This is a genomic window from Bacillus sp. HSf4 (assembly GCF_029537375.1).
In the GTDB taxonomy this organism is placed as follows: Bacteria; Bacillota; Bacilli; order Bacillales; family Bacillaceae; genus Bacillus; species Bacillus sonorensis_A.
Genome location: NZ_CP120679.1, coordinates 167,501 through 183,315, shown reverse-complemented (window position 1 = coordinate 183,315; position 15,815 = coordinate 167,501). Strand labels below are relative to the sequence as shown.

12 protein-coding genes, 7 tRNA genes and 2 rRNA genes (1 of these 21 cut by a window edge) are annotated in these 15,815 nt (G+C 46.5%); 9 read left to right on the top strand and 12 right to left on the bottom strand.

What is annotated here, in order from left to right:
• Nucleotides 1-50: 50 nt before the first annotated feature.
• From P3X63_RS01065 to P3X63_RS01045, 5 genes are all read right to left on the bottom strand, one after another.
• Nucleotides 51-122: transfer RNA gene (locus tag P3X63_RS01065), tRNA-Gln, on the bottom strand.
• A 4-nt stretch (nt 123-126) separates the two neighbouring features.
• Nucleotides 127-211 (bottom strand) — tRNA-Tyr (locus P3X63_RS01060).
• Nucleotides 212-220: 9 nt separating this feature from the next.
• Nucleotides 221-293 (bottom strand) — tRNA-Thr (locus tag P3X63_RS01055).
• A gap of 52 nt (nt 294-345) precedes the next feature.
• Nucleotides 346-421: transfer RNA gene (locus P3X63_RS01050), tRNA-Val, on the bottom strand.
• Nucleotides 422-502: 81 nt separating this feature from the next.
• Nucleotides 503-577: transfer RNA gene (locus P3X63_RS01045), tRNA-Glu, on the bottom strand.
• Nucleotides 578-750: 173 nt separating this feature from the next.
• Here P3X63_RS01045 and P3X63_RS01040 point away from each other — a divergent pair.
• From P3X63_RS01040 to P3X63_RS01005, 8 genes are all read left to right on the top strand, one after another.
• Nucleotides 751-1,203 carry a 2-thiouracil desulfurase family protein gene (locus P3X63_RS01040; RefSeq protein WP_026585612.1) on the top strand — a complete coding sequence of 151 codons (453 nt, stop codon included), beginning with the start codon at nt 751-753 and terminating at the stop codon, nt 1,201-1,203.
• Nucleotides 1,204-1,377: 174 nt separating this feature from the next.
• The gene (gene murQ / locus P3X63_RS01035; RefSeq protein WP_077735845.1) at nt 1,378-2,295 is read left to right on the top strand and encodes an N-acetylmuramic acid 6-phosphate etherase; all 918 of its coding nucleotides are present in this window, start codon (nt 1,378-1,380) and stop codon (nt 2,293-2,295) included.
• A gap of 16 nt (nt 2,296-2,311) precedes the next feature.
• On the top strand, nt 2,312-3,169 hold the full coding sequence (locus P3X63_RS01030) for a MurR/RpiR family transcriptional regulator (protein WP_026585610.1): 858 nt from the start codon (nt 2,312-2,314) through the stop codon (nt 3,167-3,169).
• Nucleotides 3,170-3,183: 14 nt separating this feature from the next.
• Nucleotides 3,184-4,551, top strand: coding sequence for a PTS transporter subunit EIIC (locus P3X63_RS01025; RefSeq protein WP_277692287.1), 1,368 nt, complete (start codon nt 3,184-3,186; stop codon nt 4,549-4,551).
• Nucleotides 4,552-4,582: 31 nt separating this feature from the next.
• Nucleotides 4,583-5,938: a penicillin binding protein PBP4B gene (gene pbp4b, locus P3X63_RS01020; protein ID WP_277692286.1), complete on the top strand. Its 1,356-nt coding sequence runs from the start codon at nt 4,583-4,585 to the stop codon at nt 5,936-5,938.
• A gap of 15 nt (nt 5,939-5,953) precedes the next feature.
• Nucleotides 5,954-7,870: a glycoside hydrolase family 3 protein gene (locus tag P3X63_RS01015; protein WP_077735847.1), complete on the top strand. Its 1,917-nt coding sequence runs from the start codon at nt 5,954-5,956 to the stop codon at nt 7,868-7,870.
• A gap of 12 nt (nt 7,871-7,882) precedes the next feature.
• Nucleotides 7,883-9,112 carry an exo-beta-N-acetylmuramidase NamZ family protein gene (locus P3X63_RS01010; RefSeq protein WP_277692283.1) on the top strand — a complete coding sequence of 410 codons (1,230 nt, stop codon included), beginning with the start codon at nt 7,883-7,885 and terminating at the stop codon, nt 9,110-9,112.
• Nucleotides 9,113-9,235: 123 nt separating this feature from the next.
• Nucleotides 9,236-10,105 (top strand): PhzF family phenazine biosynthesis protein, encoded by an 870-nt coding sequence (locus P3X63_RS01005; protein ID WP_026585605.1) that lies wholly within the window; start codon nt 9,236-9,238, stop codon nt 10,103-10,105.
• A gap of 49 nt (nt 10,106-10,154) precedes the next feature.
• On the opposite strand, the gene P3X63_RS01000 is transcribed toward P3X63_RS01005, so the two are convergent.
• From P3X63_RS01000 to P3X63_RS00990, 3 genes are all read right to left on the bottom strand, one after another.
• Nucleotides 10,155-10,571, bottom strand: a complete 417-nt coding sequence (locus P3X63_RS01000) for a DUF5391 family protein (RefSeq protein ID WP_372708730.1) — start codon at nt 10,569-10,571, stop codon at nt 10,155-10,157.
• A 60-nt stretch (nt 10,572-10,631) separates the two neighbouring features.
• Nucleotides 10,632-11,609: a bile acid:sodium symporter family protein gene (locus P3X63_RS00995; RefSeq protein WP_077735850.1), complete on the bottom strand. Its 978-nt coding sequence runs from the start codon at nt 11,607-11,609 to the stop codon at nt 10,632-10,634.
• A 118-nt stretch (nt 11,610-11,727) separates the two neighbouring features.
• On the bottom strand, nt 11,728-11,952 hold the full coding sequence (locus P3X63_RS00990; protein WP_277692279.1) for a WYL domain-containing protein: 225 nt from the start codon (nt 11,950-11,952) through the stop codon (nt 11,728-11,730).
• 154 nt (nt 11,953-12,106) lie between these two features.
• Between P3X63_RS00990 and P3X63_RS00985 the strand changes: the two genes are divergently transcribed.
• Nucleotides 12,107-13,282, top strand: a complete 1,176-nt coding sequence (locus tag P3X63_RS00985) for a serine hydrolase domain-containing protein (protein ID WP_277692277.1) — start codon at nt 12,107-12,109, stop codon at nt 13,280-13,282.
• Between the two features lie 536 nt (nt 13,283-13,818).
• Here P3X63_RS00985 and P3X63_RS00980 read toward each other — a convergent pair.
• The 4 genes from P3X63_RS00980 to P3X63_RS00965 all read right to left on the bottom strand — a co-directional run.
• A tRNA-Thr gene (locus P3X63_RS00980) sits at nt 13,819-13,891 on the bottom strand.
• A gap of 2 nt (nt 13,892-13,893) precedes the next feature.
• Nucleotides 13,894-13,968: transfer RNA gene (locus tag P3X63_RS00975), tRNA-Asn, on the bottom strand.
• 42 nt (nt 13,969-14,010) lie between these two features.
• Nucleotides 14,011-14,126: ribosomal RNA gene (gene rrf / locus P3X63_RS00970) — 5S ribosomal RNA — on the bottom strand.
• Nucleotides 14,127-14,181: 55 nt separating this feature from the next.
• Nucleotides 14,182-15,815 (bottom strand): 23S ribosomal RNA (locus tag P3X63_RS00965) (it continues 1,298 nt past the right edge of the window).

The window sequence follows — 15,815 nt, the reverse complement described above, 5'->3', positions numbered from 1 at the left end:
TATACAAAAAGGCAAAATAAAAAGGACATCCGACACAGGATGTCCAAAAACTGGGCTAGCTGGATTCGAACCAGCGCATGACGGAGTCAAAGTCCGTTGCCTTACCGCTTGGCTATAGCCCAAAAATGGTGGAGGGGGACGGATTCGAACCGCCGAACCCTGAGGGAGCGGATTTACAGTCCGCCGCGTTTAGCCACTTCGCTACCCCTCCAAAAAACAGTGCCGGCCAGAGGACTTGAACCCCCAACCTACTGATTACAAGTCAGTTGCTCTACCAATTGAGCTAGACCGGCATATTTTATCTTATGTTTTAACTCGTGCGGATGTGAAAACCGCTCCGAAAAATGGTGGAGGATGACGGGATCGAACCGCCGACCCTCTGCTTGTAAGGCAGATGCTCTCCCAGCTGAGCTAATCCTCCGAAGTACAGGACGTACAAGTGCATGCGTTGTAACAGGACGTTGCGCCTTTAGCATGCCTTCCTCTTCTGTCCAAAAAAGAATGGTGACCCGTACGGGATTCGAACCCGTGTTACCGCCGTGAAAGGGCGGTGTCTTAACCACTTGACCAACGGGCCAAAATCGTTTGTCCAGACAGCTCTCGTAAAGCTGACAAAAGTTATTATATACAGGATCATCCCCATTTGTAAAGGGGTAATTTAAAATTTTTATTTTCCAACTTTTCAGCTGAAAAAGACGGGAGATGATATAAAATATGAATATCTGATTTAGAGGAGAGGGGAACGTCTGAATGATATTGGTCAGCTCGTGTTTGGCAGGTGTTGAATGCCGTTATAACGGGACGCACAGCTATGTCGAAAAGATCAACAAACTCGTTCAAGAAAAGAAAGCAGCGGTTGTTTGTCCAGAAGTCCTCGGCGGTTTTGCCACTCCAAGGGAACCCGCCGAAATATCCGGCGGGACGGGTGAAGATGTTTTAAATGGAAATGCGGCCATCATCACAAGGTCAGGCGAGGACGTAACAGACCTTTATATAAAAGGCGCTTACAAAACGCTGGAAATCGCCAGGGACATCCAGGCTGACACCGTTGTATTAAAAGAAAACAGTCCGTCCTGCGGAAGCAGCCACATATACGATGGAAGCTTTTCCAGCCAAAAAGTAGCCGGAAACGGAATCACAGCAGCCCTTCTGAAAAGAGAAGGTTTCAGGGTGGTTTCCGAACATCAGCTTGATGAGCTGTAAATGCCCGTCAGAGCGCAGTCTGCAACTGCGCTCTATTTTATTCGCTCTTCAACTGATTCAGAACCATTATAAAACTAAATTTCATTATTTTTCTTTTCATGTTGAAATAAAATTCCAGAGTTAATATACTGAAAATTAAGAAATCATTCGCATTTGTGTCAGGAGGATTTGTTGATGGAAAACAGCAATTTAAGCTCCTTAACGACCGAGCGCCGAAATGAAAAGACGAAGCATATTCATCGAGCTGAGACAATCGATATACTCAAAATCATGAATGAAGAGGACAAAACAGTGGCTGAAGCGGTCGAAGCCGTGCTGCCCGACATCAAAACAGCCGTCGACTATGTGGTCGATTCGCTGAAAAAAGGAGGACGGCTCATTTACATTGGCGCTGGAACAAGCGGACGGCTCGGTGTCCTCGATGCTGCCGAATGTCCGCCGACATTCAGCATCCCTCCAGATACTGTAAAAGGAGTGATCGCCGGAGGGGAAAAAGCAATGTTCGAAGCTGTCGAAGGCGCCGAAGACCGTGAGACGTTTGGAGTGCGTGATCTGAAATCGATCCGCCTTTCTAAGAACGACACGGTCATCGGAATTGCCGCCAGCGGCCGTACCCCATATGTTCACGGCGGACTGAAATATGCCGGACAAATCGGCGCAAAAACTGTATCCCTCACTTGCAACAAAGGCTCTGCCATCAGCCAATCAGCCGACCATGCGATCGAAGTGGTCGTCGGACCGGAAGTCGTTGCCGGATCAACCAGAATGAAAGCGGCAACTGCTCATAAAATGATCTTAAATATGATCTCGACGACAGCCATGATCCAAATGGGAAAAGTCTACGAGAATCTGATGGTCGATGTCAGTGTCAGCAATGCCAAACTGAAACAGCGCGCAATCCGAATCATCCAAACTGTCACAGGGGCCGATCAAAAAACAGCGGAAACAGCATTGGCTGCTGCCGAAAATCAAGTCAAAACCGCAATCGTCATGCTCAAAACAAATGCCGATCTAACCACGGCGCAAAAACTGCTGAAAGAATCAGATGGCAGCATTGAAAAAGCATTAACCATTCATGGAGAACACTCTTAAAGGAAAGGAAGAAATGATGGCTACAGGAGGATTGGAAATCATTCGAACCATGCTTCACAAGCTGCCGCAGTCCGAACGGAAGCTAGCTGAGTACATTTTAGAAAATCCGCATGACATCGTAAACAGCACCATCCACGAAGTCAGCGCTTCGGCAAAGACAAGCGGCGCGGCTGCGATCCGGCTGTGCAAATCACTCGGACTGAAAGGATTCCAGGACTTAAAAATGCGCGTCGCCGGAGACCTGATGAAACCGACTGATCAGGGATACCGGGATATTGAACCGCAAGAACAGCTTTACTCAATCGTGCAAAAAACGGCCAACAATTCGATTCAGGCGATTCGCGATACATGTGAAAACATAGATCACGAACAGCTGCAAAAAGCCATTCAATTACTGATCGGTGCAAATACGATTCACTTTTGCGGAATCGGCGCCTCCGGCATCGTCGCACAAGACGCCCAGCAAAAATTTTTAAGAATTAATAAAAGAGCAACCGCCTTTACAGACATGCACCTTGTCGCAACATTAATCGCCAATGCGGATGAACATGATATCGTATTTGCCATCTCCCACTCCGGTGAAACGCAGGAAGTCGCTAATGTATTACAGCTTGCCAAAAGATACGGCATCAAATCGATTGGATTAACCCGCTTCGGCCAGTCTGCCGTTTCTTCATTAAGCGATATCATACTGTATACATCATGTTCAAATGAAGCGCCGTTTCGAAGCGCCGCAACCTCCTCTCGTTTAACTCAGCTTTATATGATCGATGTGTTGTTTTTAGGAATGGCCGCTGAGCGATACGAAGAAATCATTCAATATATTGATCAAACAAAAGCGGCCATCAGCTTGCTAGGCAAAATGGATGACTAAAGGGGGAACCTGTGATGAGCGGAAACAAAACATACGCCATCCTGGCAAAGCAGATTTTAGAACAAATCGGCGGTGCAGAAAACGTCGCCGGCTTCACCCATTGTATGACTCGTCTGCGGATCACACCCGTCAGCCGTCAAAAGGCAAATATCGAATCGATCAAAGCGCTTGAAGGCGTCATCGGTGTTGTCGAAGAAGAAACGCTGCAAATCATTCTTGGCACTGGCGTTGTTCAGCGTGTTTCAGATGAATTTGGCAAGCTGCTGGTTTCATCTGAACAAGATGATTTAAAAGAGGCGGCGGCCAAACATAAAGCGGCCCGCTCAAAGAAAAACGCAACACCCTTTAAACTGTTTCTGCGGCGAATCGCAAGCATTTTTATTCCGCTGATCCCCGCGCTTGTTGCCTCCGGCTTAATTACCGGAATTACAAAAGCCGTTGTCCAAGCCGGCTGGCTTGCCGAAACGTCTCAGCCCGCAATCATTTTAACAGTCATCGGCTCAGGTTTGTTTGCTTATTTGGGCATCCTCGTCGGGGTAAATACAGCGAAAGAATTCGGCGGTTCCCCGGCGCTCGGCGGTCTCGCAGGGATATTGATCATGAACCCTGCCGCAGGCGACATTAAACTGTTCGGTGAAGCCCTGCTCCCTGGAAGGGGCGGTTTGATCGGCGTTTTGTTCGCTGCCGCTTTTATCGCTTTTATCGAAAAACGAGTCAGGCGCCGCACCCCTCATTCACTTGATATCATTGTGACACCTACAGTCTCCCTTCTTCTCACAGGAATCGTCACCTACGTCATCTTCATGCCTGTCGGCGGCTTTATATCAGACGCAATTACTTCAGGACTTTTAGCCATATTAAATATTGGCGGCATTGCAGCGGGATTCATATTGGGCGCCACATTTCTCCCGCTCGTTGTCACCGGGCTGCATCAGGGACTGACACCCGTTCATATGGAATTGATCAATTCCATCGGAGACGATCCCCTGCTGCCGATTTTGGCCATGGGAGGCGCGGGTCAGGTAGGGGCCGCTTTTGCCATCTACTTTAAAACGAAAAAAGCCAGGTTAAAAAGAGCGATTGGCGGCGGTCTCCCGTCAGGTTTGCTCGGCATCGGAGAACCGCTGATATTCGGTGTGACCCTTCCGCTTGGACGGCCGTTTTTGACCGCTTGCCTTGGGGCGGGAATCGGCGGAGCATTTCAAGCCTATTTCAAAATCGCGACCGTATCAATCGGCGTCTCAGGACTCCCTCTTTCGTTCCTTGTTCATACACATCAAATCTTGCTGTACGTGGTCGGTTTATTGATTTCGTATGCCGCCGGATTTCTTTTCACATATGCTTTTGGCTTCAACGACGAAATGGCCGTTGAATTTGATTAAACGTTTGTTTAAACAAAAAAGGAGTGTCGGCATGAGAAAATGGATCACCGGAAGCATCGCAGCCTTCTTATCTCTTTCATTGATTCTGCCTTCCTCAGTTTCCGCTGAGACGACAATAGCTAAGGACAGGCAGCAGCAGACATACCCCACCTTAAAGAAAGCAAAGCAGCCTGAAGAAGCCGGCTTTTCTTCAGAAAAACTAAAACAGGTCGACGATTTAATCGAGCAGGATATCAGCAAAGGTTTCCCCGGCGCTGCGCTTATCATCATCAAAGACGGAAAGATCGTAAAAAAAGAAGCATACGGTTACAAGCAAAAATACAACGGACTCAATCCGCTCAAACATCCGAGAAAGATGAAAACAAATACGATGTTCGACCTGGCTTCCAACACAAAAATGTATGCCGTCAACTTCGCTTTACAGCATTTGGCTAGCAGCGGAAAGCTTGATCTAAATGCGAAAATCTCGCGCTATATCCCCGAATTTAAAGACCCGCCCGAAGACATCATCAAAGGAAAGAATCGAATTCGGGTGATAGACCTGCTTCATCATACGGCAGGATTCCCGGCAAGCTGGAACTACTACGATCCAAAAACGGCTGGCAGGCTTTATTCCCAAACGCGGGAGAAAACGCTGTCCTTTCTTTCAAAAACCCCCTTGGCATATGAACCAGGCACAAAGCAGCTTTACAGCGACGTCGATTATATGCTGCTCGGACTCGTCATCGAGAAAATCACAGGCCAGCCTTTAGATCATTATACGGAAAATCGACTTTACCGTCCTCTCGGTTTGCGGCATACCATGTTCAATCCTCTAAAAAAGGGATTTAAGCCTGCCCAATTCGCCGCCACAGAGTTAATGGGAAATACGAGAGACGGAACGGTATGGTTTCCCAATATTCGAACATATACATTACAAGGGGAGGTTCACGACGAAAAAGCGTTTTACTCGATGGAGGGCATTTCTGGGCATGCCGGTCTATTTTCAACAGTAGATGACATGGCGGTGCTTCTCCAAGTCATGCTGAACGGAGGAGGATACGGCGAGGAGCGGCTATTCAGCAAAAGGATTATTGCGCAGTTTACGAAACCGTCAAAAACAGATGCAACATATGGTCTAGGGTGGCGTCTCAACGGCAATACCGATATGGAATGGATGTTTGGAAAGCATGCCTCAAGCAGGGCATATGGACATACCGGCTGGACGGGGACTGTCACCATCATTGATCCAGCATATCAATTGGGGATTGTCTTATTGACCAACAAAAAACATTCACCTGTCATCGATCCTGCGAAAAACCCGAATCAGTTCGAGGGTGATTTATTTTCAACGGGAAAGTACGGCAGTGTGATCACTGCTGTTTATGAAGCGCTGAACAATCAATAGGAGGCGATTCTCCGAATGAAAACATTTTTTCGATGCACACTGGTCATTGTATTGCTGTCATCCCTTGCATTGCAGCCTGGCACTTCCGGTGCGGAAGCAAAACAATCGCAACAGAGCATTCAACAAATGGTGAGCGCAATGACACTGGAAGAGAAAATCGGGCAGATGCTGATGCCTGATTTCAGGAACTGGAAGAAAAAAGACGATTCCAGCGCAACAGGGTTTACGAGAATGAATGAGGAAGTAGCCGGAATCATTCAAAGGTATCACCTCGGCGGCGTGATTCTGTTCGCAGAGAATGTGACAGGCACTGAGCAGACAGTCCGATTAACCGACGGTCTGCAAAAAGCGAGCCCGGATATTCCGCTTTTGATTGCAATTGACCAGGAAGGGGGAATTGTCACAAGGCTGGAATCAGGCACGAACTTGCCCGGAAATATGGCGATCGGCGCTTCAAAAAGCAGGAAAAACGCTTACCGGTCAGGACAAATCATCGGAAAAGAATTAAAAGCATTGGGCATTAACGTCAACTTCAGCCCTGTCTTGGATGTGAACAACAATCCCGACAACCCGGTGATCGGCGTCCGCTCCTACAGCTCCAAACCGGAACTGGCCGCCCGGCTCGGCATCCAGACAATGAAAGGTCTTCAAGGCGAGCAAATCGCAGCCACCGCGAAACATTTTCCCGGCCACGGCGATACAGCGGTTGACAGCCATTACGGCCTGCCGCTTGTTCCACACGATGAAAAACGGCTCAGAAGCGTCGAACTCGTCCCATTTCAACAAGCGATCAATGCCGGAATGGACATGATCATGACGGCGCACGTCCAGTTCCCCGCATTTGACGATACAACCTATAAAAGCAAAAAAGACGGAAAAGACATCATGGTTCCGGCAACACTCTCCAAAAAAGTCATGACAGATCTTTTACGTAAAGATCTCGGTTTTGACGGCGTTGTCGTGACTGATGCCTTGAACATGAAAGCCATCTCCGACAATTTCGGTCAGGAGGAAGCCGTCGTCATGGCCGTCAAAGCAGGGGTCGACATCGCACTGATGCCGGCACAGGTCACATCCCTGGAGACGGAAAAAAACCTTGCCGCTGTATTTGATGCCCTTCTCAAAGCTGTCAGACAAGGAGAGATTCCGGTTGAACAAATCAATCACTCGGTGGAAAGAATCCTTTCCCTCAAATTGAAAAGGGGCATCCTTGACAGCGCGTCATCCGAATCGCTTCAGAAAAAAATCAAACACGCTTTAAAAACGGTCGGCAATCCAAAACACGCGAAAGCGGAAATGAAAATGGCTAGAGAAGGCGTCACCGTATTAAAAAACAACAGCCGCATCCTTCCGTTTAAGCCAAAAAAAGGGGACACCATTCTCATTCTCGCTCCTTATGAAGACCAAACAAAAGCGATCTCGAAAACAATCAAAAGCATCAAGAAAAAGGTTGTATTAAACGAATATTCCTTTGCAGAGAAAACCTTTAATGAAGATGTCCAAAAACAAATCGACCAGGCTGATTATGTCATTACAGGCTCATACGTCGTCAAAAACGACCCTGTTGTCAACGACGGAATCATCGACGATACCATTGAAGACTCAAGTAAATGGGCGACTGTCTTTCCGCGCGCAGCCATGAAATACGCCCAATCCAAACAGAAAAAATTTGTCATCATGAGCCTTCGCAATCCCTATGACACGGCAAATTTTGAAGAAGCCCAGGCGGTGATTGCGGTGTATGGATTTAAAGGCTATTCAAACGGGCGGTTCAGGCAGCCGAACATCCCGGCGGGTGTTGAAGTCATCTTCGGAAAAGCAAAACCTAAAGGAACATTGCCGGTCGACATCCCTTCCGTTACAAAGCCAGGGGAGATTTTGTACGAATATGGATTTGGATTAAATCTCAAAAACGGTAAACCGCTTCGATAAGGAGGGGATTGAATGAAAAAACAAGCGTTTTGGCTGATCACTGGATTGGTTGTCTTAAGCACACTGACGGCGGCGGCTGCCTATCCGGAAAAAGAAAAGAAAGCGAAAGTTTCACCAGGCATCGAAGTGCTCATAGAAAAGAAACGTTTTTTAAAAGGAAAGAAAGTGGGGCTCATCACAAATCCTACCGGTGTAAATGCTGAGTTGACGAGCAGCATCGATTTGCTTTACCAAGACCGAGATATTGAGCTGACAGCGCTTTTCGGCCCGGAACACGGCGTCAGGGGAGACGCGCAAGCCGGCGACGAAGTTGAATCATATATTGACGAAAAAACCGGTCTGCCCGTCTACAGTCTTTACGGTGATACGAAAAAACCCACACCGGAAATGCTGAAAAATGTTGATGTTCTTCTTTTTGATATTCAAGACGTCGGAACACGCTTTTACACCTATATCTACACCATGGCATACGCAATGGAAGCAGCCAAAGAAAACGACATTCCGTTTATCGTACTGGACCGGCCAAATCCGCAAAGCGGCACAAAAGTGGAAGGCCCGGTTCTCGACCCTGATTATTCATCATTTATCGGAAGATATCCGATCCCTTTAATACACGGCATGACAGCTGGAGAACTGGCAAAGCTTTTCAACCGGGAGTTTGACATCGGAGCTGATTTAACCGTCATCAAAATGAAGGGCTGGAAACGGAAGATGTTTTTTGAGGATACAGGGCTTCCTTTCGTCCTTCCTTCTCCAAATATGCCGACGGCTGACACAAGCATCGTTTATCCCGGCACAGGCTTAATCGAAGGCACCAACGTTTCCGAAGGAAGAGGAACAACCAAGCCTTTTGAGCTCATAGGCGCACCTTACATGAAAAGTACAGAGCTGGCAGACAAACTAAACAGCCTGAAGCTGCCCGGCGTTGTATTCAGAGCAGCATCCTTTACACCGACGTTTTCAAAGCATCAAAACAAACTGTGTCACGGTGTTGAGCTTTACGTGAAAAACCGCACCGCCTTTCAGCCTGTCAAAACCGGCATCGCGATCATAAAAACGATTCATGATCTTTATCCAAACGACTTTGAATTCCTCCCCAACAGCCATTTCAACCGCCTCATTGGCAACGGATGGGTCAAAACAATGATTGAACAAGGTGCTTCATTAGACGACACCGTTGCAAAATATGAAGCGGAGCAGAAACGGTTTATGAATGTCAGAAACAAGTATTTGCTTTATTAGGAAGAGCGGCAGGCGCTCTTCTTTATTTTTTAGGCTTAGACTGTTCAATAGCCCCCATCTCGTGTAAGATATGTAAAACTGCTTGAGGCAGGAAGTGGCATTTTAAGGGGGAGAGATTTCAACATGGAATTTTATCTTGTAGATGTGTTTGCAGAGGCAAAATACACAGGAAACCAGCTCGCTGTTTTTAAAGTCGAAAAGGACCTATCGAGTGACGAGATGCAAAAAATCGCGAGGGAAATCAATTTTTCCGAAACAACATTTATTTTTGGAAAACAGAGAAACGGCGGGTATGACGTCCGAATTTTCACCCCGGAAAAAGAAATTCCGTTTGCGGGCCATCCGACATTGGGCACAGCATTTATCATTCAAAATGAAATCGAAACTGGACTTTCTTCAAAGATCATTTTGAATGTAGAAGTTGGCGCCATTCCAGTGACGTTTGACAAAAGTGAAGATCAGGTCATTTGGATGAAACAAAACCCTCCTGTGTTTAACAAAACCTTTGACAAAGAAATGATGGCAGGCGTACTGGGAATCGATATATGCGATATAGACGCGAATTTCCCGATACAGGAGGTTTCCACAGGTCTTCCCGCGGTTATTGTTCCATTAAATTCGCTGAATGCAGTTAAAAAATGCAAAGTCAACAGAGAACGGTATGAAGCTTTTATAAAAGAAACAGAAGCCAGTCTGCTCGTTTTTTCTACGGAAACATATCATGAACAAAACGACATCAATGCCCGGGTATTTTGCGACTGTTTCAGCGTTCCGGAAGATCCTGCAACAGGAAGCGCAATCGGGGATCTCGCAGGATATTTACTGCATAACAGTTACTTAAGTAAAAATCATCTCAGCATAAGGGCTGAACAAGGGTTTGAAATAAACCGACCTTCCCTGCTTTATATTGAAGCGCAAACAACGGAAAACAGCATAGAGATCCATGTCGGCGGAAACGTTCACCTGATCGCAAAAGGAACTTGGAGAACTTGAAGATAGCGCGGGGTCTTTTTATTCGTCTTAAGCCTGTAAAGAGGCAAAATCAGAAAGAAGTATTCACTGACGGCCGGCGAAAAGCGACGAATAACCAAATAACATTCACGAAGGCTAACACAATGCAGATACCGATGATTCCTAATAATGAAGGCGTCGTTCCACTAAAGGCTCCAAATATCAAAATAATTGGAATCATCGCAATAACGGCCAATAGTCCGATTCCGCAAAGAACGGCCATCACAAACTTCATTGCATTAATTCCAATCATATATACAATAAGAGGCAGCATATAAAATAGCAAAACGGTTGCCATTGCCGCCCACATACCTAATGAACCAAACTGATTAACGTTAGGTCCTGAATCCGCAAGCGGGGAAAGTGAAGCAGAGACTAACAAAGAACAAAATAGGACTGCAGAGATTAAAGTCATGATCATCACACTTACTTTATTCGTTTTAATCATTTTTCTCTCCTTAACGAACTTCAATTTAAACTTGCAGGCGGAAACATTGAGTCTGACCTTCTATGAAGGCAGACTCGTTTTTTTATCGACATGACACGATTTCTTCAACTCGCTTCTTGCCAGCATTTGGCCAAACAACGCCGCCAATATTTGTTGAAACAGCATGCCGATCACGACCGGCACGGCCACTTTCGCCGGAAAAAAACTGGTGGCCAAGACGGCGCCTGCGCTGATATTACGCATGCCGCCAGTAAAAATTAAAGCAGTGATTTCCTCCTGCGGCCGTTTCAACAGCCTGCCTAATAGCCACGCTGTTACATAGCCTGTGAAGGCCACTAAAAATACCGTCACCGCTATTGTTAAAAACCGAAGGTCAACAGATTTCAGGTAAGGAGCGACAACTGAGCTGTTAATAGCAACGACGAGGGCCAAGCCGATTTTAGAAAACGGAGCACAATTGGCGCTTAATCGCGCTGTTTTTTCCGGATCTGAAAACTGATTGACGAGCATGCCCAACAAGGAAGGGATGACAACCATTCCGAACAAGCCCTTCATCATCCCCGCCACATCCATTTCCACATGAGCACCTGCAAGCACTGAAAGGCTGAACGGCACAATAAAAGGAGAGAGGATTGTATCAATTAAAATAATCGACAGGGTCAAGCCGACATTCCCTTTATGCATGGCCGCCCAAATCATGCTTGTTATACCGGTTGGTATCACAACGCCAAGAACGAGCCCCGTAATCGTTAATGAATCCCCATGAAACACAAGGTGACCCGTAGCCAATGCCAACAGCGGCATAAATATATGCAAAACAAACAGAGCCAGCAGCATTGGCAGGGGATGAATCACCGCTGCCTTTAGAGACTGAAAGTTGGCTGCCAAACTTCCGGCAAACGTCATAAAAGCAAAAATCCACGGTACAAAATCCGCAAACCCATTTAAATAGGCTGACAGCAGCACCCCGCTGACAACGCTGACAGGCGTCAGTAAAGGCATTATTTTTCCAAGTGTTTGATTGATGGTCTGAAGCATAGGTGTAAAACGCCCGCTCTCTTTAAAACATATTTACATTAATTATAACAAAAGATGGAATATTAAAACAGGAAGGGATTGAATAAGCGGAAGACTGTGTACAGAGGAGAACACGTATCTATGCATAATTAGCCGGATTTGTTCTTTTTTTATGCGGAAGCACAGCCAAAATGGCCTCGCTTTTAAACATTCTGATCTGGCGCTTTTGGAAACAGAATGCCTTCACATAACCATTTTTGATTTGTTTAACGAGAATCGTCCTTTTTGTGAATTCGCTTTTCTTCATATAAATGATATCGACCGGAAAACAGTCTTCCATGGCCCGCTGCAGCATGTTTTGCATCTTCTCACTCCTTTCATATATTATTTTATACGAACACTCGTTCTGTTTCAAGAGTAAATTTTGGCACACATGAAAATTTTAGCAGTAAATAAGAAACTTTTTAAGGAGATCATGCGTCAGTAAATACGTCACATCTTTTAGAAGGAGTACCGCCATGTCAAGAACGTACCGAACACGAATAAAAAAAAGAAAAAGGCATAACAGAAATCGGAGACTGCTCATTTTCGCCTCTCTCCTTATTTGCGGATTAATTTATATCGCTTTTCCAAAAGCCCCAAATGATCAACAGGAACATCATGTGCAGGCAACTGAAAAACAAACAAAACCAGAGAAGAAAAAGAACACGTCTCATAAGAAAAAAGAAGAAAAACAAAGTCATATCATAACAAAAAACGATAATGCACAATTGGACGACTATTTAAAAAGCATTGAATTCAGCGGTACAGCACTGATTGTAGACAAAGGAGAAGTTGTTACAAGCAAGGGCTATTCGTATGCAAACCGGAAACAACAGGTGCCGAATACGCCGGATACCGTCTTTTATATCGGTTCTTCTCAAAAAGCGATTATTGCAACTGCCATTCTTCAGCTTGAAGAAAAAGGACTGCTGTCAGTAAACGACCCGGTTTCGTTATACCTTCCGGATTTTCCAAATGGCACAAACATCACCCTCTATCATTTTCTGACACACACATCAGGCATTCGCGGGCATAAAGAAGGCACTGGCTATATTTCACCAGACGACCTTATACAAGACATTGAGGATCGCGGGGTTAAATCAGGGCCCGGACAATGGAATTACAAAGACTCCAACTATTCTGTTCTGGCTTACATTGTTTCAAAGGTAAGCGGCGAACCTTTAGATCAATATGTCGAAGAACATATTTTTAAACCTGCCGGCATGAAGCATGCAGGGTTTTATAAAACCTTTTCCGATCAGTCTTACCAGTCAACAGGTTATAAGCTCAATGCACTTAAAAAGCTGTATACGCCTGATATGCCTGATTTATCACAGCTTTACGGAGCAGGGGATATATACATGACCGCTTATGACATGTACTTGTTTGATAAGGCGCTTTACGACAGAAAAATTATTAGCGATGAAAGTTTCACAAAAATGTTTACGCCAAACAAAGCCACATACGGGATGGGCTTTTATATTTCTCCGGGAAGCTATTCAAGCCACGGCGTGATGCCCGGGTATAATATTTTAAACAGCTTCAGCCTGACAGGGGACAGATACGTGATACTCTTTTCCAATATCCAAAATAATATTAAATCATTTGGGACCGTCAACAATCGCATCTTCTCTATTTTAAACGGATCTTAAATTGAAAGGGATTTATTCGCTTTCGTCGAAGAAGTAATAAGACTAAAAAGACATGAGGGTTGTTTAGAATGTCAGCTTTAACGATTAGCAAATTACTGCTTGTCATCACAGTTTTAGGCTTATTTGTTTGGACTTTTAGAGGCCAAAAGCATTTCGATCAGGAAATATTCAAATACGGCAGGTACATGATCTATCTCTTGGTTTTAGAAATAGCGGCAATCGTATTATTTGGCTCCGGATAACAAAAGCAGGCATCGTGTGCCTGCTTTTGTCTTTTCTCTAACGAGGGTTCAGAATATATTCCCACTACAAATAACACATAAGGAAAACTTCCCGATAACCTAATTATTGCTGGCAAAACAAAAACACGGCCTCTAGCTTTTAACAAGAGACCGTGATTTGAGGATTCTTCCCTATTGTGATCACTTATTTAAACGTTTGTTTAAACCTTACGTTAAAGCGACCGCTGTATAATTCATCATCAAAACAAAAAAAGCTTTCTCATTCTTGAGAAACCAGATCGTCAGTTTTTATTAAGCTTCCAAGCGGGCTCGAACCGCTGACCTCTTCCTTACCATGGAAGTGCTCTACCTGCTGAGCTATGGAAGCATTGGCTCCGCAGGTAGGATTCGAACCTACGACCGATCGGTTAACAGCCGATTGCTCTACCACTGAGCTACTGCGGAATAAATTAAGCTTCATTTCATGCAAGGTAAAATATATAAATGGCTTGGCGGCGTCCTACTCTCACAGGGGGAAGCCCCCAACTACCATCGGCGCTGAAGAGCTTAACTTCCGTGTTCGGCATGGGAACGGGTGTGACCTCTTCGCTATCGCCACCAAACCTTATTTGAGAGGTGTTCTCTCAAAACTAGATAACGGTGTCGTAAGACATTCATTTGGTTAAGCCCTCGATCGATTAGTATCTGTCAGCTCCATGTGTCGCCACACTTCCACCTCAGACCTATCAACCTGATCATCTTTCAGGGATCTTACTTCCTTAACGGAATGGGAAATCTCATCTTGAGGGGGGCTTCATGCTTAGATGCTTTCAGCACTTATCCCGTCCGCACATAGCTACCCAGCGATGCCCTTGGCAGAACAACTGGTACACCAGCGGTGCGTCCATCCCGGTCCTCTCGTACTAAGGACAGCTCCTCTCAAATTTCCTGCGCCCGCGACGGATAGGGACCGAACTGTCTCACGACGTTCTGAACCCAGCTCGCGTACCGCTTTAATGGGCGAACAGCCCAACCCTTGGGACCGACTACAGCCCCAGGATGCGATGAGCCGACATCGAGGTGCCAAACCTCCCCGTCGATGTGGACTCTTGGGGGAGATAAGCCTGTTATCCCCGGGGTAGCTTTTATCCGTTGAGCGATGGCCCTTCCATGCGGAACCACCGGATCACTAAGCCCGACTTTCGTCCCTGCTCGACTTGTAGGTCTCGCAGTCAAGCTCCCTTGTGCCTTTACACTCTGCGAATGATTTCCAACCATTCTGAGGGAACCTTTGGGCGCCTCCGTTACCTTTTAGGAGGCGACCGCCCCAGTCAAACTGCCCACCTGACACTGTCTCCCTGCCCGATAAGGGCAGCGGGTTAGAAGGTCAATACAGCCAGGGTAGTATCCCACCGATGCCTCCACCGAAGCTGGCGCTCCGGTTTCCAAGGCTCCTACCTATCCTGTACAAGCTGTACCAACATTCAATATCAGGCTGCAGTAAAGCTCCACGGGGTCTTTCCGTCCTGTCGCGGGTAACCTGCATCTTCACAGGTACTATAATTTCACCGAGTCTCTCGTTGAGACAGTGCCCAGATCGTTGCGCCTTTCGTGCGGGTCGGAACTTACCCGACAAGGAATTTCGCTACCTTAGGACCGTTATAGTTACGGCCGCCGTTTACTGGGGCTTCAATTCGCACCTTCGCATACGCTAAGCGCTCCTCTTAACCTTCCAGCACCGGGCAGGCGTCAGCCCCTATACTTCGCCTTACGGCTTCGCAGAGACCTGTGTTTTTGCTAAACAGTCGCCTGGGCCTATTCACTGCGGCTCTCTCGGGCTTGCACCCTAACAGAGCACCCCTTCTCCCGAAGTTACGGGGTCATTTTGCCGAGTTCCTTAACGAGAGTTCTCTCGATCACCTTAGGATTCTCTCCTCGCCTACCTGTGTCGGTTTGCGGTACGGGCACCTCTCACCTCGCTAGAGGCTTTTCTTGGCAGTGTGGAATCAGGAACTTCGCTACTATATTTCACTCGCCATCACAGCTCAGCCTTGATGGGAAACGGATTTGCCTATTTCCCAGCCTAACTGCTTGGACGCGGATATCCAATACCGCGCTTACCCTATCCTCCTGCGTCCCCCCATTGCTCAAATGGTGAGGAGGTGGTACAGGAATATCAACCTGTTATCCATCGCCTACGCCTTTCGGCCTCGGCTTAGGTCCCGACTAACCCTGAGCGGACGAGCCTTCCTCAGGAAACCTTAGGCATTCGGTGGAGGGGATTCTCACCCCTCTTTCGCTACTCATACCGG

What these genes read in the sequence shown, in the direction of transcription:
- P3X63_RS01040 (WP_026585612.1), top strand. Translation starts at nt 751, where the DNA reads ATGATATTGGTCAGCTCGTGTTTGGCAGGTGTTGAATGCCGTTATAAC.
- P3X63_RS01000 (WP_372708730.1), bottom strand. Translation starts at nt 10,571, where the DNA reads ATGATTAAAACGAATAAAGTAAGTGTGATGATCATGACTTTAATCTCT.
- P3X63_RS01015 (WP_077735847.1), top strand. Translation starts at nt 5,954, where the DNA reads ATGAAAACATTTTTTCGATGCACACTGGTCATTGTATTGCTGTCATCC.
- P3X63_RS00985 (WP_277692277.1), top strand. Translation starts at nt 12,107, where the DNA reads ATGTCAAGAACGTACCGAACACGAATAAAAAAAAGAAAAAGGCATAAC.
- pbp4b (WP_277692286.1), top strand. Translation starts at nt 4,583, where the DNA reads ATGAGAAAATGGATCACCGGAAGCATCGCAGCCTTCTTATCTCTTTCA.
- P3X63_RS01025 (WP_277692287.1), top strand. Translation starts at nt 3,184, where the DNA reads ATGAGCGGAAACAAAACATACGCCATCCTGGCAAAGCAGATTTTAGAA.
- P3X63_RS00995 (WP_077735850.1), bottom strand. Translation starts at nt 11,609, where the DNA reads ATGCTTCAGACCATCAATCAAACACTTGGAAAAATAATGCCTTTACTG.
- murQ (WP_077735845.1), top strand. Translation starts at nt 1,378, where the DNA reads ATGGAAAACAGCAATTTAAGCTCCTTAACGACCGAGCGCCGAAATGAA.
- P3X63_RS00990 (WP_277692279.1), bottom strand. Translation starts at nt 11,952, where the DNA reads ATGCAAAACATGCTGCAGCGGGCCATGGAAGACTGTTTTCCGGTCGAT.
- P3X63_RS01030 (WP_026585610.1), top strand. Translation starts at nt 2,312, where the DNA reads ATGGCTACAGGAGGATTGGAAATCATTCGAACCATGCTTCACAAGCTG.
- P3X63_RS01010 (WP_277692283.1), top strand. Translation starts at nt 7,883, where the DNA reads ATGAAAAAACAAGCGTTTTGGCTGATCACTGGATTGGTTGTCTTAAGC.
- P3X63_RS01005 (WP_026585605.1), top strand. Translation starts at nt 9,236, where the DNA reads ATGGAATTTTATCTTGTAGATGTGTTTGCAGAGGCAAAATACACAGGA.